Annotated in this window: 17 protein-coding genes; 16 read left to right on the top strand and 1 reads right to left on the bottom strand. The window is 64.2% G+C overall.

Annotation, left to right across the window (positions count from 1 at the left end):
* Positions 1 to 48: 48 nt before the first annotated feature.
* Complete coding sequence (locus tag VHD36_15715) at positions 49 to 3,183, bottom strand: hypothetical protein (GenBank protein ID HVU88769.1); 3,135 nt, start codon at positions 3,181 to 3,183, stop codon at positions 49 to 51.
* Between the two features lie 666 nt (positions 3,184 to 3,849).
* Here VHD36_15715 and mdh point away from each other — a divergent pair.
* The 16 genes from mdh to VHD36_15795 form a co-directional block, all read left to right on the top strand.
* Positions 3,850 to 4,794 (top strand): malate dehydrogenase, encoded by a 945-nt coding sequence (gene mdh / locus VHD36_15720; GenBank protein HVU88770.1) that lies wholly within the window; start codon positions 3,850 to 3,852, stop codon positions 4,792 to 4,794.
* Between the two features lie 677 nt (positions 4,795 to 5,471).
* On the top strand, positions 5,472 to 6,245 hold the full coding sequence (locus VHD36_15725) for an alpha/beta hydrolase-fold protein (protein ID HVU88771.1): 774 nt from the start codon (positions 5,472 to 5,474) through the stop codon (positions 6,243 to 6,245).
* Between the two features lie 327 nt (positions 6,246 to 6,572).
* On the top strand, positions 6,573 to 7,433 hold the full coding sequence (locus VHD36_15730) for a HAMP domain-containing sensor histidine kinase (protein ID HVU88772.1): 861 nt from the start codon (positions 6,573 to 6,575) through the stop codon (positions 7,431 to 7,433).
* Positions 7,430 to 7,558 carry a hypothetical protein gene (locus VHD36_15735; GenBank protein ID HVU88773.1) on the top strand — a complete coding sequence of 43 codons (129 nt, stop codon included), beginning with the start codon at positions 7,430 to 7,432 and terminating at the stop codon, positions 7,556 to 7,558. Before VHD36_15730 ends, VHD36_15735 begins: the two co-directional genes overlap by 4 nt.
* A 147-nt stretch (positions 7,559 to 7,705) precedes the next feature.
* The gene (locus tag VHD36_15740; GenBank protein ID HVU88774.1) at positions 7,706 to 9,235 is read left to right on the top strand and encodes a hypothetical protein; all 1,530 of its coding nucleotides are present in this window, start codon (positions 7,706 to 7,708) and stop codon (positions 9,233 to 9,235) included.
* Between the two features lie 3 nt (positions 9,236 to 9,238).
* Entirely contained in the window at positions 9,239 to 10,243 is a 1,005-nt protein-coding gene (locus VHD36_15745; protein HVU88775.1) for a FliG C-terminal domain-containing protein, read from the top strand.
* Between the two features lie 116 nt (positions 10,244 to 10,359).
* Positions 10,360 to 11,001, top strand: coding sequence for a FliH/SctL family protein (locus VHD36_15750; GenBank protein HVU88776.1), 642 nt, complete (start codon positions 10,360 to 10,362; stop codon positions 10,999 to 11,001).
* Between the two features lie 25 nt (positions 11,002 to 11,026).
* Complete coding sequence (locus VHD36_15755; protein ID HVU88777.1) at positions 11,027 to 12,370, top strand: FliI/YscN family ATPase; 1,344 nt, start codon at positions 11,027 to 11,029, stop codon at positions 12,368 to 12,370.
* A gap of 60 nt (positions 12,371 to 12,430) precedes the next feature.
* Complete coding sequence (locus tag VHD36_15760) at positions 12,431 to 12,874, top strand: flagellar FliJ family protein (GenBank protein ID HVU88778.1); 444 nt, start codon at positions 12,431 to 12,433, stop codon at positions 12,872 to 12,874.
* Between the two features lie 232 nt (positions 12,875 to 13,106).
* On the top strand, positions 13,107 to 13,565 hold the full coding sequence (locus VHD36_15765) for a FliM/FliN family flagellar motor switch protein (GenBank protein HVU88779.1): 459 nt from the start codon (positions 13,107 to 13,109) through the stop codon (positions 13,563 to 13,565).
* 95 nt (positions 13,566 to 13,660) lie between these two features.
* Positions 13,661 to 14,335 (top strand): flagellar biosynthetic protein FliO, encoded by a 675-nt coding sequence (locus VHD36_15770; GenBank protein ID HVU88780.1) that lies wholly within the window; start codon positions 13,661 to 13,663, stop codon positions 14,333 to 14,335.
* The gene (fliP, locus tag VHD36_15775) at positions 14,328 to 15,179 is read left to right on the top strand and encodes a flagellar type III secretion system pore protein FliP (protein HVU88781.1); all 852 of its coding nucleotides are present in this window, start codon (positions 14,328 to 14,330) and stop codon (positions 15,177 to 15,179) included. The genes VHD36_15770 and fliP overlap by 8 nt, the downstream gene beginning before the upstream one ends.
* A 48-nt stretch (positions 15,180 to 15,227) precedes the next feature.
* Positions 15,228 to 15,494: a flagellar biosynthesis protein FliQ gene (gene fliQ / locus VHD36_15780; protein HVU88782.1), complete on the top strand. Its 267-nt coding sequence runs from the start codon at positions 15,228 to 15,230 to the stop codon at positions 15,492 to 15,494.
* Positions 15,495 to 15,667: 173 nt separating this feature from the next.
* Positions 15,668 to 16,468 (top strand): flagellar biosynthetic protein FliR, encoded by an 801-nt coding sequence (gene fliR / locus VHD36_15785; protein ID HVU88783.1) that lies wholly within the window; start codon positions 15,668 to 15,670, stop codon positions 16,466 to 16,468.
* 41 nt (positions 16,469 to 16,509) lie between these two features.
* Positions 16,510 to 17,568, top strand: a complete 1,059-nt coding sequence (locus VHD36_15790; GenBank protein HVU88784.1) for an EscU/YscU/HrcU family type III secretion system export apparatus switch protein — start codon at positions 16,510 to 16,512, stop codon at positions 17,566 to 17,568.
* A 297-nt stretch (positions 17,569 to 17,865) separates the two neighbouring features.
* Positions 17,866 to 19,958: cation:proton antiporter (locus VHD36_15795; GenBank protein ID HVU88785.1), on the top strand; the 2,093-nt coding region annotated here is incomplete at its 3' end.

The raw sequence follows: 19,958 nt of genomic DNA on the forward strand, positions 1-19,958 counted from the left end.
AGAAGTGTTTCGTTTTCATGCGATCGTAGAAACGCAAGTTGATGGTGATCACTTGGCGGCGGCGGCAGCGTCGGTTTGCGGCTTGGCCGTGGCCGGTTCGGTTTTGTGTGGGATACCGGTCTCAGGCTGGCCTGCTTCTTTTTGAATGCGGCGCAGCAGCTTGTCGTATTTCTTGGGCCACTCGCCGCCGCCCAGGTCGGGGTGCAGCTGGGCGATCAAGAGCACGGCCGACTCGGCCTTCTTCAGCGAAGCGGCTTTTTCCGAGCCGCTCTGCTGCTGCGCGTGCAACAAGTAGCACTTGGCCTGGTTGTAGCTGGCTTCGTGAAAGACGTCCTGGAATTTCTTGTCGCGGCGCGTGAGGGCGGCCAGCCGGGTCCAACCCCACAGCACGTTATACTCTTGCCCCTTGGCATCTTTCTCTTTACGGCCGCCACCGATGGCCAGGGCGTACGTCGCGGGGTTCTCGCGTCCCCAGTCCTGGTAGGTGTAGGCCGCTTCGCGCTGCGCGTCGAGCAGCATCGGCTTCTTCTTCAGCACATCGGTCAAGAGGTCGATGGCCTCCTTGAAGTGGCCGCCGCGGCGCTGACTTTTCGCCATGCGCACCTCGACGGCCATCGCCGCGTCGGGGCCGGCGAACTCGGAGTCGGCCTTGATCAAGTCCAGGATTTTGCGATCGGCCGCGGCCGATTTCTCGAAGTACCTGGCCGCGCTCGGCGAAACGGAGTCGTCATCCGCTTCGTGGGCCGTGCCCAGGCGCGAATACGTCTCGGCCACCCAATTGAGCGAATTGAAGTTGTTGCCCGATTTCTTCTCGGCGACCTGGGTCAGGAATGCGTCTAAGCCATTGGAGACGGCTTGCAGGTCGTCGGTGCGATTTTCCTTGCGCAGCGCCGCGACGTGATTCTCGAGCTCCCGTCCCAGGCTGCGATAGATCTCGATCAGCATCTGGTTGCTTTTGTCGTCGCCGTTTTGGGCCACGGCAGCTTCCAGCGCGGCCATCACCTTTTCGGCTTTGTCGAGCTGTTTCGTGGCGGCGTAGGCTCGCAGCGCCGCCTTGCAGGTTTCGATGGCGAAGGTACCCTCGGCCGTCAGCGGATTCTTGGCTTCGACGAGCGTCAGTGGCCCGATCTTCGGATCTTCGAGCAATTTCACCGCTTGATCCGCGCGGTTGGTTTCGACGTAGATCTGCGCCAGCGATAACGCCGCGGCGGCCATCGTGAAGTTCACCCCCACCGCGTCGACCGACTTCATGATGCGATCCACACCGCGGGCCAGCGTTTCCTGGGCCTGGGCACGCATCTTGTCGATCGAGTCTTGCGGCGGGCGCGATTCTTCGGGCTGTCGCGCTGCGGCGAGTGAGGCAATCCAGATGCCTTGGCCGGCCTTCAGCTCGGCCTCGGCGCGACGCGGGGACTGCTCGGGGATTTTGGCCAGGTAGGCGAGAATCTGATCGACGTCGTGCTCGTTCGTGGCCACGATCATCAATGTCATCCACGCTTCGTCCGCCTCGGCATCGCCGGCAAAGCGGCGCGTGATGAAATCGGCCATGCCCTCCATGCGCCGCTTCTCGCCCGCCCGATCGTCCGCGGTCGCAGCATTATAAAGCTGCATGTACGACAAGAGCGCGATCTTGGCCCCCTGTCGGGCGCCGGTGCTGGTGGGATGGCGTTTGGCGAGAAACTCGCCGAGCACGGCGGCGTCGAAATAATCGCTCGCCTGATACGCAAGGTAACAGAGGTAATAGCGGGCGTTGTTCACTTCCTCCAGCGGCGTCGAGCTATCGTGCAACTCGAGAGCCAGCCGGAATTGCTCGCGGGCGCTGTCGCGCGCCTCGCGGCTCTCTTTTTCGTAGGTCGGGATGTTCGCCTGATCGCTCAGCGACGGCGCGGCCTTGATCTGCGCGAGCTTCGCCTGCATCGTGTCGAGCGATTCCTTGGCGCGCTCGAAGGCTTCGGCGAAATTGGCGGGCGGCTTCTCGTCGGCGTCGGCCGAGCCGGCCAGCTCCTGCAAGAGCTGCTTGGCCTGATCCTGATACTCGCCCTGGAACGAAGCGGCTTCCTTGGCCTGCTTGCGGGCGTCGCGCAGCTCTTGTTTCTTTTGCGCGTCGTCCTTCTTGCCGAGCGACTCGGCGTGCTTGCGCAGGGCCACGGCCGTGAAGTAGCGTACGGCCAGCCAATCGCCCGAGCGCGTTTCGGCGCCGCGGCCCCCCTTGGCGATGAATTCTGCTCCCTTTTGCGCGGCCGTCTCGTAGTTCTTCTCGGCGTCGCTGGTCCAGGCCTGCATCGCCAGGTGCATCGCATGCGCTTTCAGGCGGCGTAGCTCCTCGGGCTCGTCGGGCTGCGCCAAGATCTCGGTGAATGCGCCCAGCGCACGCTTGGTGTCGCCCAGATCGAGATAGCAGTGCCCCTGCGACGTTGCGGCCAAGAGCCCTAACAACTGCGTCCGGTACTTCTCGTGCAGGTCGCCGAACTTTGTCGCCGCGCTTTCCAGCAGCTTCTTACGCTCGGCCGCATCGGCCGGATAGGCCTTCGACGATTCGTACAGCGCTTGCGCGGCAAACAGCCGGGCCCGGCGCAAATCGGTCCGCGCCTCCTGCCGGACTTCGGTCGCGCCCCCCTTCTCGCCTGGCTTGGGAAGCTGCTTCAGATAGTCGGCAAACTTCTGCTCGGCCGAGGTGAAGACCTTCTCGGCCTCGGCGAACAGTCCACGGGCTTCTTCGGTGAGCGCGGTCTTCTGCGACGCGTAGCGCGGCGAGCCGGCGCGCTGTAACAGCATCTTCGCGCGCTCGACCAGCACGTTTCCGAGCTGGCTCTCGGCCTCGGCCTTCAGCGAGGGATCGTTTTCGGTCTTGATGAACTCGTTGAGCTTTTCGCGGGCGACGTTCAAATGGCGCGACTTCTGATCGGCGTCGCGTTCGGCGATCGCCGCGGCGATCGAGGTGACGCCCTCTTCGTAGGGAATCCGCGCCTTGAACTCGGCCGGTACCTGCGCGCTTGTGCGGAGGCGGGCCAGGTAATCGAGCGCTACGTCGTAGTAGCCGCGATCGCGCAGCGCTTCCAGGAACCGCTCGTAATCCTCGGCGGCCGACCCTCGGGGGGCGAGCAATAGCGGTAAGAACAACGCGCCCAGCACAGCGAGGATCCGCGTCACGCGGAAACAGTTTTGCCGGCTGAACAGGCTCATGTAGGCGACTTCTCAGAAATGTACGTTCGCGGCAGGCACCGCGGCCGCGCTTCATCCCGCCGTAAACTCGCTCGCACGATCCCATTCAGGAGCTGCGCAACGGGGTTCGACGGATCGTCCAGGGCCAGGCCGCACGTGACATGGCGCCGAGCGGGTTCCGGAACCGCTCGATGGCGCCAAACTCCTTACACATTCCAGGTTATAGACTGGTGCAGAACGAGGCAAGCTGCGGCAAATCGCCGGCGCAAAGGGGCTGAGAAATCGCGGCCGGAAATCGTTATGACCCTCACAATCCGCGCTGCGACGCCGGCGTCTGACGTCGAAGGCCACCGGTCGTCATCACGCAGATGAACGAACCGCAAGGTGCCCGATCGGAAAGTGCTTGTTGCACGTCGGAAATCCGTCGACCGAGAATGCCCCTGGTCGGCAGCGGCCAGCAAGCGCAGGCCTCCGGCGACGCGCTCTGTGGGGGCACGCCCGCGGCCCCTTGACTTGCGGGGTGCGACCCGGATACTCACGAGGGTCGCAGGCACCGGGCGGCAAGCGCAGGCGCAAGCCGGCATCGGGGCGGTCGCGTCGCCATCGCGCGAATCGAGTTGCTTCTTCTTGTTTGGCCCAACGATTTACTTGAGCCGCAGAGTTACTTAAGTCACAGAGGACCAGTTCATGCGTCGTGCCAAGATCAGCATCGTGGGAGCCGGAAACGTTGGCGCGACGACGGCCCATTGGTGTGCCGCCGCCGAATTGGGAGACATCGTGCTGTTGGATATTCCCGATCTTGTGGGAGTGGCCCAAGGCAAAGCGCTCGATTTGTTCGAGGCGTCGCCCATCGTCGGCTTCGACGCCAAGATCACGGGCACCTCGGATTATCAGGACACTGCCGACAGTGACGTCGTGGTGATCACGGCCGGCATCGCGCGCAAGCCGGGAATGAGTCGCGATGATCTACTGTCGACCAATGCCAAGATCGTCGGCAGCGTGGCCGAGCAGGTAAAGAAGACCAGCCCTAACGCGGTCGTTATCGTCGTCAGCAACCCGCTCGATGCCATGGTGCAGCGTGCGTTCGAGGTGACGGGCTTTCCGCACCAGCGCGTGTTGGGCCAGGCGGGCGTGCTCGACACGGCGCGCTATCGTTCGTTTCTGGCCATGGAGCTGGGCGTCAGCGTCGAGGATATTTCGGCGCTGCTGTTGGGTGGCCACGGTGACACGATGGTGCCCATGCCCAGTTGCACTTCGGTCGCGGGCATCCCGGTGACGCAATTGATCGATCGCAAGCGGCTGGATGAGATCGTGACACGCGCACGCAATGGCGGGGCCGAGATCGTCGGTTTGCTGAAGACCGGCAGCGCCTATTACGCTCCCGCGGCGGCCACGGCGCAAATGGTCGAAGCCATCGTGCGCGACAAGAAACGGCTGATCCCGTGCGCCGCGTATTGCCAGAAGGAATACGGCGTCGGCGGCTATTACGTCGGCGTGCCGGTCGTTCTCGGCAGCAAGGGGGTCGAGAAAATCATCGAGCTGAAGCTCGAAGCCGAGGAACGCGCGAACCTGCAGAAGAGCATCGAGGCCGTTAAAGAGCTCGTGGCGGCGATGAAGAAGCTGACGGGTTAGCCCTGGCTCGCTCGGCGCAGCCGCACCGCGCAGCGCATCACTCGTAAAAATCGCGCGCGAATGTTTGTGCCCCCCGTTTGGCTCTCGTAGATTTTTGTGCGTCGCGGCAGAAGGCCAATCATTTCGCCGACGGCAGCAATGCTATCGCTCGCGCGTCGAGCCCTCGGTCCGGTCGCGCTTCTCGCTCGGCGAGCGGTTGCAGCGTTGACATCGTGGGTTGAATTGCAGTAGAGTCCGGTGCCGGTAGTTCGTGGTCATTTTGTCGCGGTCGTCGACAGGTATTGGAATGGGCAAGCGGGCGGGAACAGAAGCCGTGTCGCGCAGAATGCGTACACAACGTCCGCTCCAGCGAGTGTCTCATGTTCGATAGGTTGCCAGATCGGCCGATCCCTCCTCGCCAGGGTCGTCGTGTGCGAGAGGCGGCGGCCTGCGTCGACTGCGGACAGGTTGACCGTGGACGGGTTGACCCCGGACAGGGCGTTTGGAATTCCGATATCCACAGTTCGTCCAATCAGGACTGGTCTTCTCATCAGGACTGGCGGTTTCCGCGCCGGTCGAGCGTCGGGCCCGGGATGGCGAAAGTTCTCAGTCAAGCGTGACGGGCGGCGTGCCGCCTTGAATCGTTCGCCAACTTGTTGCGTGGATTCCCCTCAGACCCAGAGCAAACAGCGTACGCCATGATGAATCGCCTCCGCGTTCCGCGCTCGCCGGCTGCACAGGCGCCGGCATTTCCTCCCTCGTCGCACCAGGTCGAGGCTGCGTCCTACAGCAGCGTGCGGACCAAGACCGATCAACCGCTCACGATCTTTGCTCCCGTGCATTACGAGCCCAACTACGCTTATCCGCTGGTGGTCTGGCTGCACGGGCCGGGCAATGACGAGCAACAGCTAAAACGCATCATGCCGCTTGTGAGCTTGCGGAATTACGTCGGCGTGGGCGTGCGCGGCACGACTCCTTGCGCGGCTGCCAGCGGCAAGACGGGCTTTGCCTGGACCCAGTCCGAGCCGCACACGGCCCTTGCCGGTCAACGCGTGCTCGAGGCCATTACGTTCATCCAAGGGCGCTACAACGTGTCCGATCGGCGCGTCTTCCTGGCGGGCTTCGATTGCGGAGGCACGATGGCGCTGCGCCTGGCTCTTGCCCATCCGCGCTGGTTTGCGGGGGTGTTATCGCTGGGAGGCGAGTTCCCGGTCGGAGGCGCGCCGTTATCACGGCTCAGCGAGGCCCGCCGCGTGCCGATCTTTCTGGCCTGTGGCCGCACCAGCGAGCGCTATCCGTCGGCGCTCGTGTGCGACAACTTAAAGCTGTTGCATTCGGCCGGCATGGATCTGACGCTGCGTGAATACCCGATCGGCCAGGAGCTATCGGAAGGGATGCTGGCTGATATGGATCGCTGGATGATGGAGCTCGTTACCGGCGCCCGGCCCAGCCCCGGCTTCGGCGATCGTTAAATCGCGGCGCTTCGCGCGCGAACGCGAATTCCATTCAACGGGCGCCTGCGGCGCCGACCGCTAAACGGGTGCCGCCGACCGCTAAACGCGTGGCGCCATCGGCTAAACGCGTGCCGCTTTCGGCCCAACCGGCGGGTGCCAGCATCCTTGGCCCTGTCGCGGCTTCTGCGACGCTTCGCCGGTTCCGAATTCGATAGCAAGCCACATTGACACTCTCGCGCCGTTTCGGGTACAAGCCCTGCGCGTCTTCAAGCCTTGGACCTCTGACGCAAGGTCGCGGCTGCGCATTTCGCTCTATTTTTCTTGTTCGTAACGGGCATTCGGACCATGAAGCGCACGAAGGCGGCTCACAACGAGCAAGAGGACAAGACACCCGGCATCGACGCCGATTTGCAGACCGTGCTCACGGCCTGGCATGACGCGACGGTGCGTTGGGAGCAGGCGCACGAACAATTGCAGGCCGAGGTGCGCCGCTTGAGCGCGGCATTGGCCAGCCACGGCCACGATGAGAAAACCGGCCACAGCACGGCCGACGTCGCGCCGCTTGCCGCCCGCGTCGCGCGCAAAGTTCGCAGCAGCGTGGCCCCCGTTTCTCTGTATCTCAATCTTCTCAGGCGGCGCTTGCTGGATGACGAGTACTCGCTCGACCTGCTGCGCAAAGCCGACCGTTGTTGTGCGGACGTCGACGCATGCCTGGAAGATCTGTTGCACCTTACTGCGGAGCGCCCACCCATGCTGCGAACGGTGAACCTGAGATCACTGGTCGAGGACGTGCACGCCAGTCTGCGGTCCCGCCTGCTGTCGCAGGGTGTGGCAACGACCGTCGATGTGCCACAACAAGCGTCGGCGCTGGTGGACTATGAAATGCTGCGGCAAGCGGTTTACAACCTGGAACTGAACGCCCTCGATGCCATGCCCGAAGGGGGCGAATTGGTAGTAACTTCGCATACCGGCGCCGGGGCCGTCGAGCTGGAAATCGCCGACAGCGGCACCGGCCTCTGCGACGAAGCCAGGCGGCGGGCATTCGAGCCGTTCTTCAGCACCAAGAATCGCACCGGCCTGGGTTTGAGCGTCGTCCAAAGACTGTTGAGCGCTCATGGCGGAAGCGTGAGCGCCACGAACTGTGCCGAGGGAGGCGCCGCGTTCACGCTGCGCATTCCGCGCCGCGCCATGGAGGTCGCTGCATGAATCTCAGAACGTACGCGGCGGCGGGATCGGCGGTGATTCTGGCGGCGTTTGACACCATGCTGAAGCGCCTAACCATCGCGACGATAACAGCCACGGGACACACACCGCGCGGCCAGCGCGGCTAACCACGAGATCGTTGTCGACCGACGGCGTGATCGATCGAATCCACATTCTGTAATCACATCCGCGTCGTTCCGACGCATTTGTTCGAAATAGATTCACGAATCGGCAGGATCGGGGACCTCGGCTAATCGTGTCCGAGGCGCCAGGGAATGGATTTCCTCAATCGCTTTTACGGTCAACTAGCCGAACTGGCGCGCGCCATGACGCCGCGCGCCCGCATCGTAGCTGGCGTGGCCATCGCCGTCGTGGTGGTCGCCCTGGCCTATGTCGGCCGGCGCGAATTTGCCCGCGACACCGTCTACTTGCTGGGCGGCCAGGAGCTTGCCGCGAGCGAAGTCATGGCCATGCAAGGAGCGCTGGGCAAGGCCAAGCTGAACGATTTCGTGGTCGAAGGAAACCGCATTCGCGTACCGCGCGCCAAGCAAGCCGTCTACCTGGCGGCGCTGGCCGACGGCAATGCGCTGCCGCAAACCCTCACGGAGGTTTTTGCCGAAGCTACGGACAAGACCAATTGGTTCACGTCGCGGCAGCAACAGCTCGATCAGGCGCGGATCGCCAAGAAAAAAGGCCTGGCCTTGATGCTGCGCGGCATGCAAGGGGTGGAGAGTGCCGAGGTCGACTTCGACAAGGAAGAACCACGCGGCTTGCGGCGCGATCATATCTCGACGGCCTTCGTGGCCCTCAGGCTCAAGGCCGGACACATCCTCGACGAAAATCGTGCCGCTTTCTTCCAGAGAACCGTCGCGGCTGCCCTGGGCATGTCACCGCATGACGTGACCGTTGCCGACAAGGTCAATCTGCTCATTTTCGGCGGCCGCGGCGCGGTGGGCCCCGCCGACGACGTGTACCGCGACCTGAAGCGCAAGTACCAGGCCGACTACGAAGAGACAGTGCGCAAGGCACTCATGTACGTGCCCGGCATTACCGTGAGTGCCGATGTCGAGCTGGACCGCGAATTGCGCCGCGAAGAGCGCCGCATCGAGTTCGACGCCAATCAGCCGGCGAATCTTGGCAAGGGTCCACGTGCGGAGTCGATGGTCTCGGACGATTCGGCCGCGCCGCACAGCCAGACGAAAATCGAGATCGCCGGCCTCACGCCGAAGCGCGTGGCGATCTCGGTCGGCGTACCCGTCACCTATTTCGAAACCGTCTGGCGCCAGCGCCACGGAACCGCGCCCCAGAGCGAACGTTCGGTGCCGCCCGCGGGCGCGCTGGCACAGTTGGAAGCGGAAGAAATCGCGCGGATCAAGCAGCACGTTGCCGGACTGATTCCGGCGACGGACCAGGTGGGATCCGGACCCGCCGTGACCGTCACGCCGTTTTCGACGATCAACGAGCCGGAAACGCCTGCGCCGTCGGTGCCCGAGTTGCTCTTGGAGTGGTTGGCCGGATCGTGGCCGCGGTTGGCGACAGCGATCGCGATTGTCGTCGGCATGCTGATGCTGCGCTCGACGCTGCGCGGCGCGTCCGACTGGTCGACGAAGCGCGCGGAACATCGGGCCGGCGCTTCGCTCGATACGGCCCGAGAGGGCGCCACCCCTTCGGCTCGGTTTCGCGCCGCGATGCGCGATCGCGAGGCCGGCGGCAAATCGATGCGGGACGAAGTGGCGGACCTGGTTCGCGAGGATCCGGCCGCGGCGGCCAGCGTCCTGCGATCCTGGATGGGGAATGCAAACTAGGAAATGGCACTCGAACCAGAAATCTTGCGACGCGCAGCGATCCTCATCGCGACGCTCGATGCCGAGAGCGCTGATCGATTGCTCGATCAACTCGCGGCCGAGGATGCGGCCGAAGTGCGCCGCGCGGTTCTCGAGCTTGCGGAAGTCGACGCGCACGAAGAACAAGAAGTTATTGCCCGTTTTCTGCATCCCGACGCTGAGAGTGCCGGTGGCCGCGCGCCCGTCCAGGAAAACGCCGGCGTCGAGCTTTGCCTCTCGGCAGCCGCCGAGCACGTCGAGACCCAGGCCGTTATGGCCCGCGCTTGTTCGTCGGCCAGTGACGTGCGGGCTTTATGTGACAGGGTACCAGCGGACGAGCTAGTCGATTTACTTTCTGTCGAACGACCGCAGACGATCGCTCTGGTACTGTCGCGGCTTTCCGAGCCGCGCGCCTTGCACATACTGACAGCCTTGACCGACGAAGTGCAGTTGGAAGTCATGCGGCGATGGATGGAGCTCGACGTCGCGGACCCGATCCTCGTGCAGGAGATCGAGCAAGAGCTTTGCGCGCGATTGTCGCGACATTCCGATGCTGCGGGGCGGCGCGGGATGGGCTTAGCTCAGCTTGCCGGCGTCGTGCAGATGGCCAATCCGGCGGCACAGCGCAAGTTGCTGGCAACCCTGACACATTGTGACGCGGCCGCTGCCGAAACGATCAGCACGCCACGACTGGCTTTCGATGATCTGGAGTATTTAAGCGGCACGGGCCTGGCGGGTTTGCTGCGGCAGGCTGACCCGCGCACGCTGGTCTTGGCCCTGGCCGGCGCCACCGAGAGCTTTGCCGAGCGCGTGGCGCGACAACTGTCGCCCGTCGACGGACGCGAGCTGTTACGGGCGATCAATTCTCTGGGGCCCACACGGTTGGCCGACGTGGAAGCCGCGCAGCGCGAACTGACGAGGATTGCCGAGAAACTTTTCCACGACCACGACGCCGTCGTGTCGCCGCTACCGCTGAGCACGGCCGAGTAGACGTCAATAGTACCTAATTGCACAACTCGCATGGGGTGGGTGGCACGGGTGGCTTGCCCACCAGTTGCCGAACCCCGCCTGAGCACGCACAACCAGGCAATACAGGCGGCTTACTGATGCCAAGGATCATTCGCGCGGGTCTCAACAAGGCCGCGCAATTCAATTTCGAAGACGTCGCGTCCCAGGCCACGGCCTGCGTGGCGCAAGCCCGGCTGGAGGCGGCGCAGATTCTGACGCAAGCCGCCGAGGAAGCCGAAGCGGTGCGCGCCCAGGCCGAGACCGCCGGACGCGCTGCCGCCGCCGAAGCGATCGACCGCATGGTGGAAGAGCGAGTGGCCGCGCGCTTCGCACAGTTGGAGGGCGCGCTTGCATCCATCAAGAACGAGGCGCAGGCTGCCCGGCAAGATTGGGTGGCATCGTGGCAGGAGCAAGGTCTGAAGCTTTCGCTCGCCATCGCGCGGCGCGTCATCCGCCGCGAACTGGCCGCCCAACCCGAGATCCCCGTAACGCTCGCCCAAGAGGCCTTGCAATTGGCGACCGGCGCGACGCGCATGAAGCTACTGATGAATCCGGCCGACGTGCGGGGCCTGGCCGACAGAATTCAACAAGTGCTCAGCGCCGATGCATCGGGTGTGCCTGTGCAACTCGTCAGCGACAAGTCGATCGAGCCTGGCGGTTGCCGCGTGGAAACCGAGTTCGGTGCCATCGATCAGCAGTTTACGGCGCAGCTGGCCCGCATCAGCGAGGAGCTAACCTGAAACCGGATCAGGAAAGACGCGCCGCATGAACGACATGAGCGAGCAACTCGCCGAGATCATACCCACGGCCATGACCGGCCGGTTGGTGCGCACCGTCGGCATGGCCGCCGCGGTGACCGGCTTCCGTGCGCCGCTGGGAGCCATGGTCGAAATCGAGCGTGCCGGCGGACCGCCCGTGCCGGCCGAGGTGATCGGCTTTCGCGATCAACTGAGTTTGCTCGCGCCGCTGGGTGACCTGCAAGGTACACATCACGGCAGCGTCGTACGCTTGCGGCGCACGCGCAATTGGCTGCGCGTCGGCGACGGGCTCTTGGGCCGTGTGATCGACGCGCAGGGCATGGTGATCGACGGTCGCCGGGCACCCGCGCTCTCCGAACGAACTTCCCTTGAAGGGGCCGCGCCCAGCGCAATGGCCCGGCCGCGCATCACAAAATCGTTTTCCACAGGCGTGCGGGCCATCGACGGCCTCTTGACGTGTGGCGAGGGGCAACGAATGGGCATCCTGGCCGGCGCGGGCGTCGGGAAAAGTGTCCTCTTAGGCATGCTCGCCCGCCACTCCACGGCCGACGTGAACGTAATCGCGCTGATCGGTGAGCGCGGACGCGAAGTCAACGAATTCCTCGAGCGCGATTTGCAGGCGAGTGGGCTGGCCAAAAGCGTGGTGGTCGTGGCCACGAGCGACGAGCCGGCCCCGCTGCGGACGCGCGCCGCGCATACGGCAACCGCCGTCGCCGAGTATTTTCGCGATCAAGGCGCCCAGGTACTGTTGCTCGTCGATTCGCTGACGCGTTTTGCGTATGCGCAACGCGAGATTGGCCTCGCGGCCGGCGAACCGCCAGCCATGCGCGGCTATCCGCCGTCGGTATTCGGCGCCTTGCCGAAACTGGTCGAGCGGGCCGGCTTGAGCCCGCGCGGTGGTATCACGGCCTTTTACTCGGTGCTGGTCGAAGGGGACGATCCGAACGAGCCTGTCAGCGATTCGGTGCGAAGTTTGCTCGACGGTCACTTGTGGCTGTCTCGCAAGCTCGCCAATCGTGGCCATTTCCCGGCGATCGACATCTTGGGCAGCATCAGCCGCGTGATGTCGGACGTGACCACGCCCGCCGAGCGCGAGGCCGCCACCATGATTCGCGAACTGCTGGCGGCTTATCGCGACCACGAAGATCTGATCTCGATCGGCGCCTACCGGCGCGGCAGCAATCGGCTGGTGGATACCGCGATCGACATGCTCGAACCGATTCAGCAATTCTTGCGGCAGGACGTCACAGAGCGCTCGGCGGCGGACCAGTCGCGCGAGCAACTTTTCGAATTGCTGCAACGAGCGCGCGGGCAGATGTCGACCGAGCCCCTGGCAAAAAGCATTCGTTGATCGTCCGCCGGACCGTCGGCGTCCGGCACTGCTTCTTGGCTCCCCCTTTGAAACGTGCTCATGGCGAAATTCACCTTCGCACTCGATAGCGTGCTGCGCTGGCGGACTGCCGAGCGCGACCAGCGTCGGCAGGCGGTGGCCGATGCCATGCGGCTCGAACAGCTCGCGCAAGACCGCATAATCGCTTGTGACGGTGAATTGCAGAAGCTCCGTGAGAACGACGGATCCACAGGCGCCATCGACATCGCCCGTCGCGTGGCGAGTGAGCAGTACGCCGCCGCGTTGCGGCGCGATCGGCAGCGTCTGGTCGTCGAGCGGAGCGAGCGAACGGCCGAAGTCGACTCGAGCCGGGCGGCGCTGGTCGAAGCAGACCGAGAAGTGCGCATGCTCGAACGCCTGCGCGAGCGAAAGCTCGAAGCCTTCGAGGCCGCGGAGCGCCGCCGCCAGCAGAGCGGCATGGAGGAACTGGCGCTCCGCAAGCATCTGGCCGAACAAGACGCGTAGCCGCGGCGTGCCCCCATCGGCCCGTCCGGGCATGCTAGCGGCGGTGGACCGGCCCTGCGCAGAAGCTCTATTCGCCCCGGATGCTTGCGCTGCCTCGGTGCCCTTCCTGGAAGCCTGCGTCCCGGGCGGTTGACCTTGATCCGACCACGGAATTGCGGGACAACTATCCGCCCGCGAGCTCGGCGCAGCTTTATTCTGGCAGCATTCCTTCTGCGATGAAAAAGAGATCGGCATGAAGCCCGCGGATCGGTCTGCAGACACGGGAAATGCGAGCCAGACCGGTCCGGCGGACCGACGGCCGGGCCACGTCGATCGCGTGCTTGCCGAAAGTGCCAGCGACCTGGCCGGGCTGCCGTTGTCGGAGGCAGAGGCCATCCCTGGCGTGCGGCATTTCGAGTTCCGAGAGTTTTCCGACGTGCCGCCGCGCGCGATCACGCCAGACGGCATGGCGGAGCAGGATCGGGAATTCGATGTGAGGATTGAACTAGGTCACACGCAGATCAGCCGTGATGACCTGCCCGAGCTGCGCAGCGGTTCGGTCATCTCGCTCGACCGGCTCGTACACGAGCCGGTGGATCTGGTCGTGGATGGCCAGGTCGTGGCGCGTGGCGAGGTGATGGTGCTCGACGAGCGATTTTGCGTGCGGATCACGGAACTTTTTAGCGCCGACGGATCGAGAGTCCTCGCGTGAGCATCGAGCGTAAGACTCAATTTGCTTCGCCAACCTGCCAGGGCGGCCTTATTCTTCGAGCGCGCCACGTTGCAGCGCTGGGGATTGCCGTTGGGATGCTGGTGGCTTTGCAGCCGGCACTTGCCGCGCCCCCCAACAACACGGTTCCGCCCGCGAGCCCGCCTGCGCGTGACGTGCAGCAGGCTTCGCACGCCGAGATCGTTCCGGCCGATCGAAAATTCGCGAATGCGCAGCCGCCGGTGGCGGCCCAGCGCGCCGCGCCGTCGGCCGCGCCGGTTACTGAACAAAAGACGCGCCTCGCATCCCAGGGGCCGACGCGCGAGCGGACGGGTTCGGCATCGGGCGGAATCCGGCAACTATTGGCCACCGGCGCGAGCCTGGCGCTCGTGCTGGGTCTGTTCGCTGCCGTGGTGTGGATGATGCGTCGTGGCATGCCGAAAGTTTCGTCGCAACGTTTGCCCCAGGAAGTGCTGGACGTCCTCGGCCAGGCGACCCTGGCTCACCGGCAGCAGGTGCAACTCGTGCGGCTGGGGCAGAAGCTGCTGCTGATCAACGTGTCGCCCAGCGGTGCCGAGACGCTCTCCGAAGTGACCGATGCGGCCGAGGTCGACCGCTTGACGGCACTCTGTCGCCGTACGTCATCGCGGAGCGCAACGCCCAGCTTCCGCGACGTGCTGCAACAGTTTCGCGGACCAGGCGTGACGACCGCGGCCGCCAAGCAACGCTCTCCGGAACTTCCGATCGGCAAAAGCGAGGTGGCCGATGGCTGAGCCGGTCCATTCGTCGTGGCGCCGCGCATTCGGCTTTTCGTGCGTTGCACGAATGCTTGCCGCGACGATCGTGCTCGGCTCGTTCGCCGCGCGCCCCGTGTTTGCCGAGGACGGCGCCAACGCGCCGGCCAGCTTGCAACTCGCCGAAGGTTTGCTCGCCGGGCCGGACAGTTGGACCAGCCCCGAGGGCTTGAGCTCGACCATGAAGGTGATGCTCGTCACGTCGGTGCTCAGCCTGGCGCCGGCGGTGCTATTGATGACGACCAGCTTCGTGCGCATCACGGTTGTCTTGAGCCTGCTGCGGCAGGCGGTGGGCACGCAGCAATTGCCGCCGAACCAGGTGATGACTTCGATGGCGTTGTTCCTCACCATGTTGACCATGTGGCCAGTGTGGAAAGACGTTTACGACCAGGCGGTGATGCCCTACAGCAATCGGCAGATCAGCTTGGAAGAAGCGTGCAACATCGGCAGCAAGCCCGTGCGCCGCTTCATGACCATGCAATTGGAAAAGACGGGCAACGCCGACGACGTGCGGCTGTTTCTCGATTATCTGCCGAATACCGAGGAGCGCGACTATCAGTATTACGAGGACGTGCCGCTGACCGCGCTACTGCCCGCCTTCATGCTCAGCGAACTGAAGACCGCGTTCTTGATCGGCTTTCAGATCTATCTGCCCTTCTTGATTCTCGACATGGTGATATCGAGCGTGCTGGTGTCGATGGGCATGATGATGCTGCCGCCGGCACTCGTCTCGCTACCCTTCAAGCTGATGCTGTTCGTGCTGGTCGACGGCTGGCACCTGGTGGTGGGCATGCTGCTGAACAGTTTTCAAGCGTATCGCTGACCGCTTCGCGGCGCGCGGCGCAGACCATTTCCGCACGGAGTCTCAGTCATGGATCCTCAATCGGCGGTCGACCTGGTACGCGAGGCGATCATGATGGCGCTCGTCGTCAGTGCGCCGGTTTTGATCGTCGGCATGGGCGTGGGGCTGGTCGTCGGCCTGTTGCAGGCCGTGACGCAGATTCAAGAGCAGACGTTGTCGTTCGTTCCCAAGGTCGTGGCGGCGCTCGCCGTGTTGACCGTGACCATGCCCTGGGTCGTATCGCGGATGGTCGAATACTTTCGCGACCTGGTAGAAAATATTCCGGCGTCGTTGTGAGCGTGCGCAAATTGCCAAGGCGCAGTTTCGAAACCGCAATGTGGTGCCACTGGTGGCTCGCCCACCAGTGCGGAACTCTCGACAAACACTGGTAGACAAGCTACCAGTGGCACACGCAAGCAAGCCAACACCCGCAGTGGCAATCATCTCTTCTTGCAGGCAAACGAGCTGCCATGCCAGCGCCGATCGAGCTGATTTCGACACACCTGTATGTCTTGCTGCTCGTGCTGGGGCGCGTCGGTGGGCTGGTCACGACGGCGCCTTTGTTTTCGGCGATCGCGGTGCCCAAGAATATCCGCGCGATCTTGGCGCTGGCGCTGGCTGTGCTGCTCGCGCCCGCTCAGGTTGCGCATTCGGCCGCGCAGCCTGAGAGTCTCGTCGCGGGAGCGCTCGCCGTTGGCGTCGAAGTTCTTATCGGCCTGGCCCTGGGCCTGGGCACGGCGCTTTTGATCGCCGGGGCGCAACTGGCCGGCCAATTGATCGCGCAACTGAGCGGTCTGTCGCTGGCCGAAGTTTTCGATCCGAACCTGGGCGCCGAGACGCCGCTGCTTTCTCAACTGCTCGGCCTGTTCGGCGTGGCGGTGTACTTGCTGATCGGTGGGCATCGCTGGCTGCTGGCCGGTTTGCTCGATTCGTCCCGGGCGCTGCCGATCGGCGGTTGCCACTTGCCCGAAGCCGTGCCTCACGTACTGGTGTCGCTGGTCTCGGAAAGTTTCTCGCTGGGTATCCGTATCGCGGTGCCGGCCGTGCTGGCCCTGCTGTTGGCGTCGATCATGTTGGGCCTCGTCAGTCGCACGATCACGCAATTGAATGTTATGTCGCTGGGCTTCGGTTTGAATGTCGTGGTCGCGCTGTTCGCTCTGGCCATGTCGCTCGGCAGCGCGGCATGGCTGTTGGAGGATCAAGTGCAGCCGACGGTGAAGCAAATGATCGATACCCTGCAGGCAACGCCCACGATGGACCGCGCGCAATGACGCCCGGCCGACATCACGAAAACTAAAACTCAACGGGCACGATGGCTGAGCTCGACGACGAAAAAACGCTCGACCCGACCACGCATCGCCGCCAGCAGGCGCGTGAGCAAGGGCATGTCGCGCGCAGCCAGGATGTCGGCTCGGTCATTCTGCTGTTGGGGAGTTGCGGATTGCTCCTGTGGCTCGGACGCCCGCTGGTCGATTTCCTGGGCCGCCTGATGGTGCGGCAACTAGGGGGTGAAGCGTGGCTGGCTGCCGATATTCCGTTCGTCATGCGGGCGTGGCACGAAACCATGAGCTCGCTGAGCGTGGCCCTGTTGCCACTTTTGGGCCTGATGCTCGTGCTGGTCGTCCTGGGTAACGTGGTCCAAGTGGGATGGTTATTTCTTCCCGCCAAGGCGACACCCGATTTTTCGCGCGTCGATCCCTTGGCGGGCGTCGGACGCTTGTTTTCGCTCGCGAACCTCAGCCGGCTCGGGTTCGGCTTGTTGAAGCTGGTTGTCGTCGCGGGGGTTGCGTGCTTCAGCCTCGCGGCCGAAAGAGACAAAATCCTCCATTGTGGGCAACTGCCACTGCCCGATCTGGCGGCCTTCATGGCCGAGATCACGATCAGCACGGTGCTGAAGATCGGCATCGCACTGGCGGTGCTCGCCGGTCTGGATTATGCGTATCAGCGGCTGCGGCACGAGCGTGATTTGCGCATGAGCCCGCAGGAGCTGCGTGCCGAAATGCGCAATACACAGGGGGATCCGCAAACGGCCAGTCGCCGCCGTGCGCTGTGGCGGCAATTGGGGCAAAACAACGCGCTCGCGGCGGTGCGAGCGGCCAGCCTCGTCGTTCGCAATTCCTCAGGTCAGGTCGTGGCGCTGCGATACAACAACCAGACGGGTGACGCACCGATCGTTGCGGCCAAGGGGGAGGGGCCGCGCGGACAAAGCTTGTTGTCTCTGGCCGCGCGGCATCGCGTTCGAACCACCGCGCGCGAGGCATTGGCCAGCGACCTGTTCGCCGCGACCGAGCCCGAGCAGCCGATCCCGCCGCATCTATACGCCCAGGTCGCGGCGCTACTGGCCGATGGGAAAGAGCCGCGTGCGGGCTGACGCGCCGCGAACGATTCTTCGGCGTCGGGCGAACAATCCTGCATCTGCGCCCTCTGGACTGTAGGGCTCCTGCCGCATTGGCCCGCGCGCAGTATGCTTTGCAGGAGCTAGCGCATGCTACGTATTCGAAGCGGAGTTCGGGTGCCATGGGCCATGTCGATCTGGGGAATCATCAAGCAACTGTTTTGAACCTCCATGCTCACGCAAGCGTGAGCATGGCACCCGGCAGTATGCTTTGCAGGAGCCATCACCGGTCTGCCGAACGACGGTGATTCGGCACTGTTGGACAAGCCAACAGTGGCACCCCTTGTACCAACGATAGATGACCTCGAGCCGCCGATCCTGATGCACGAAGCGCAAGAATTTCTGCAAACGCTGACGATGGTCCTGTGCGTGGCGGCGGTCACGACCGTCGTCTTTCAGCGTTTGCACCAGCCGGTCATCCTGGGCTACCTGCTGGCCGGAATGCTGGTCGGCCCCTACATTCCCGTGCCGCTCGTGGCCGACAGCCATATTGTCAGCGAGCTGGCCGAGTTGGGCGTGATCCTGCTCATGTTCTCGCTGGGCATCGAGTTCAGTCTGCGCAAGCTGGCGCGCGTGGGGGCCACGGCCGGCTTCGTGGCCATCGTGCAATGCAGTTTGATGGTCTGGCTTGGTTACCTGATTGGCCAGGTGTTTGGCTGGGGTTGGCTGGCCAGCCTGTTCGCCGGCGCCGTGATCTCGATTTCCAGCACCACGATCATCGTCAAGGCCTTCGAAGAGCAGGGCATCAAGGGAGACTTCACGCAGATCGTGTTCGGCGTCCTGATCGTGGAAGACATGATCGCGATTCTGCTGATCGCTATTCTGACGGCGCTATCGTCTGGCCAAAGCTTGGGGCCCGTCGACCTGACCATGCAGGGCGGCCGCTTGGCGCTGTTCCTCGCGACGCTGGTCGTGATTGGCTTGCTCACCGTGCCGCGTGCGATGCGCTCGATCGTGAGCCTCGGCCGGCAAGAGACGACCGTCGTGGCCAGCGTCGGCCTGGCGTTCGGCTTTGCGCTTTTGGCCATGACGTTCGGCTATTCGGTGGCGCTGGGTGCGTTTATCGCCGGCAGCCTGGTCTCCGAATCGGGCGTCGAGCGCACGGTCGAACATCTGGTGCAGCCGGTGCGCGACGTGTTCGCGGCCGTGTTCTTCGTTTCGGTCGGCATGCTCATCGATCCGGCCGACATCGCGGAGCACTGGTTCGAGGTCGCGGTGTTTTTGTGCGCCGTCGTGGTCGGCAAAGTCTGCTCGGTGACCTTCAGCGCCTTTCTCACCGGGCAGAGCATTCAGGCCTCGCTGAAGAGCGGCATGAGCCTGGCGCAGATCGGCGAGTTTTCCTTCATCATTGCCGGCATCGGCATGGCGACGCACGCCACGGATCACGTGCTGTATTCGATCGCGGTGGCCGTCTCGGCTCTGACCACGTTGCTGACGCCGTGGCTGATTCGCTCGGCCGCGTCGACGGCGGCTCTGGTCGATCGCAAGCTGCCGCACAGCCTGCAAACGTACGCCGCGTTGTACGGCTCGTGGTTCGAAAAGCTGCGCGCCACCGCGCCTGCCGGAGAGGTGTCGCGCGTGCGGCGACTGGCGCGGTGGCTCGTCGCCGATGCCGCGGTGTTTGCCGCCATCGTCATCGTGGCCTCGATCGAAATGGTCGACCTGGCGACTTGGCTGGAACGCCGATTCAACCTTGCTCCGCGCGCGGCGATTTTCGTGATCGTGCTCGGCGCCGCCGCGCTCTCGGCGCCGTTCTGGCTGGGCATGATTCGCATGTCGCGCGCGCTGGGATTCGAGCTGGCCGAGCGCGCCTTTCCGCGCACCAGGAAAGACAAGGCCGACATGGCCGACGCGCCGCGGCGGCTGTTCGTCGTGACGCTGCAAATGGCCATGGTCGTGCTGGTCGGCATTCCGGTCGTCGCGATCACGCAACCGTTCTTGCCGCGCTTGCAGGGAGCCGTGGTGCTGCTCTTACTGCTGATGCTCTTGGCCGTGCGGCTGTGGCGCCAGGCGACGAATTTCCAGGGGCATACGCGCGCCGTGGCCCAGGCCCTGGCCGAGGCCTTGGTGCAAGAGACGCAACACTCGCAGGCTGTCGCCGCCAAGACGCGCAGTGCGGACGTGAATCGCGTGCTCGCAGGGCTCGGCTCGCCGATTCCCGTCCGCTTGGCCGACACGAGCCCCGTCGTCGGCAAGACGCTGGCCGACATCGACCTCCGCGGGCTGACCGGCGCCACGGTGCTGGCCATCCAGCGGGGCGAGCAAGTCGTGCCGGTGCCGGCCGGCCACGAGCGACTGGCCGCCGGAGACGTGCTGGCCGTAGCCGGCCGCGAGGAAGCGATCGAAGCCGCCCGCGAGCTATTGCA

Source organism: Pirellulales bacterium (assembly GCA_035546535.1).
Taxonomy (GTDB): Bacteria; Planctomycetota; Planctomycetia; order Pirellulales; family JACPPG01; genus JACPPG01.

Excerpts from the sequence above, each read along its gene's own strand:
- VHD36_15740 (HVU88774.1), top strand. The coding sequence starts at position 7,706 with ATGGATTTCCTCAATCGCTTTTACGGTCAACTAGCCGAACTGGCGCGC.
- mdh (HVU88770.1), top strand. The coding sequence starts at position 3,850 with ATGCGTCGTGCCAAGATCAGCATCGTGGGAGCCGGAAACGTTGGCGCG.
- VHD36_15745 (HVU88775.1), top strand. The coding sequence starts at position 9,239 with ATGGCACTCGAACCAGAAATCTTGCGACGCGCAGCGATCCTCATCGCG.
- VHD36_15735 (HVU88773.1), top strand. The coding sequence starts at position 7,430 with ATGAATCTCAGAACGTACGCGGCGGCGGGATCGGCGGTGATTCTGGCG.
- VHD36_15725 (HVU88771.1), top strand. The coding sequence starts at position 5,472 with ATGATGAATCGCCTCCGCGTTCCGCGCTCGCCGGCTGCACAGGCGCCG.
- fliP (HVU88781.1), top strand. The coding sequence starts at position 14,328 with ATGGCTGAGCCGGTCCATTCGTCGTGGCGCCGCGCATTCGGCTTTTCG.
- VHD36_15750 (HVU88776.1), top strand. The coding sequence starts at position 10,360 with ATGCCAAGGATCATTCGCGCGGGTCTCAACAAGGCCGCGCAATTCAAT.
- VHD36_15715 (HVU88769.1), bottom strand. The coding sequence starts at position 3,183 with ATGAGCCTGTTCAGCCGGCAAAACTGTTTCCGCGTGACGCGGATCCTC.
- fliQ (HVU88782.1), top strand. The coding sequence starts at position 15,228 with ATGGATCCTCAATCGGCGGTCGACCTGGTACGCGAGGCGATCATGATG.
- VHD36_15770 (HVU88780.1), top strand. The coding sequence starts at position 13,661 with ATGCTGGTGGCTTTGCAGCCGGCACTTGCCGCGCCCCCCAACAACACG.
- VHD36_15755 (HVU88777.1), top strand. The coding sequence starts at position 11,027 with ATGAACGACATGAGCGAGCAACTCGCCGAGATCATACCCACGGCCATG.
- fliR (HVU88783.1), top strand. The coding sequence starts at position 15,668 with ATGCCAGCGCCGATCGAGCTGATTTCGACACACCTGTATGTCTTGCTG.
- VHD36_15730 (HVU88772.1), top strand. The coding sequence starts at position 6,573 with ATGAAGCGCACGAAGGCGGCTCACAACGAGCAAGAGGACAAGACACCC.
- VHD36_15760 (HVU88778.1), top strand. The coding sequence starts at position 12,431 with ATGGCGAAATTCACCTTCGCACTCGATAGCGTGCTGCGCTGGCGGACT.
- VHD36_15790 (HVU88784.1), top strand. The coding sequence starts at position 16,510 with ATGGCTGAGCTCGACGACGAAAAAACGCTCGACCCGACCACGCATCGC.
- VHD36_15765 (HVU88779.1), top strand. The coding sequence starts at position 13,107 with ATGAAGCCCGCGGATCGGTCTGCAGACACGGGAAATGCGAGCCAGACC.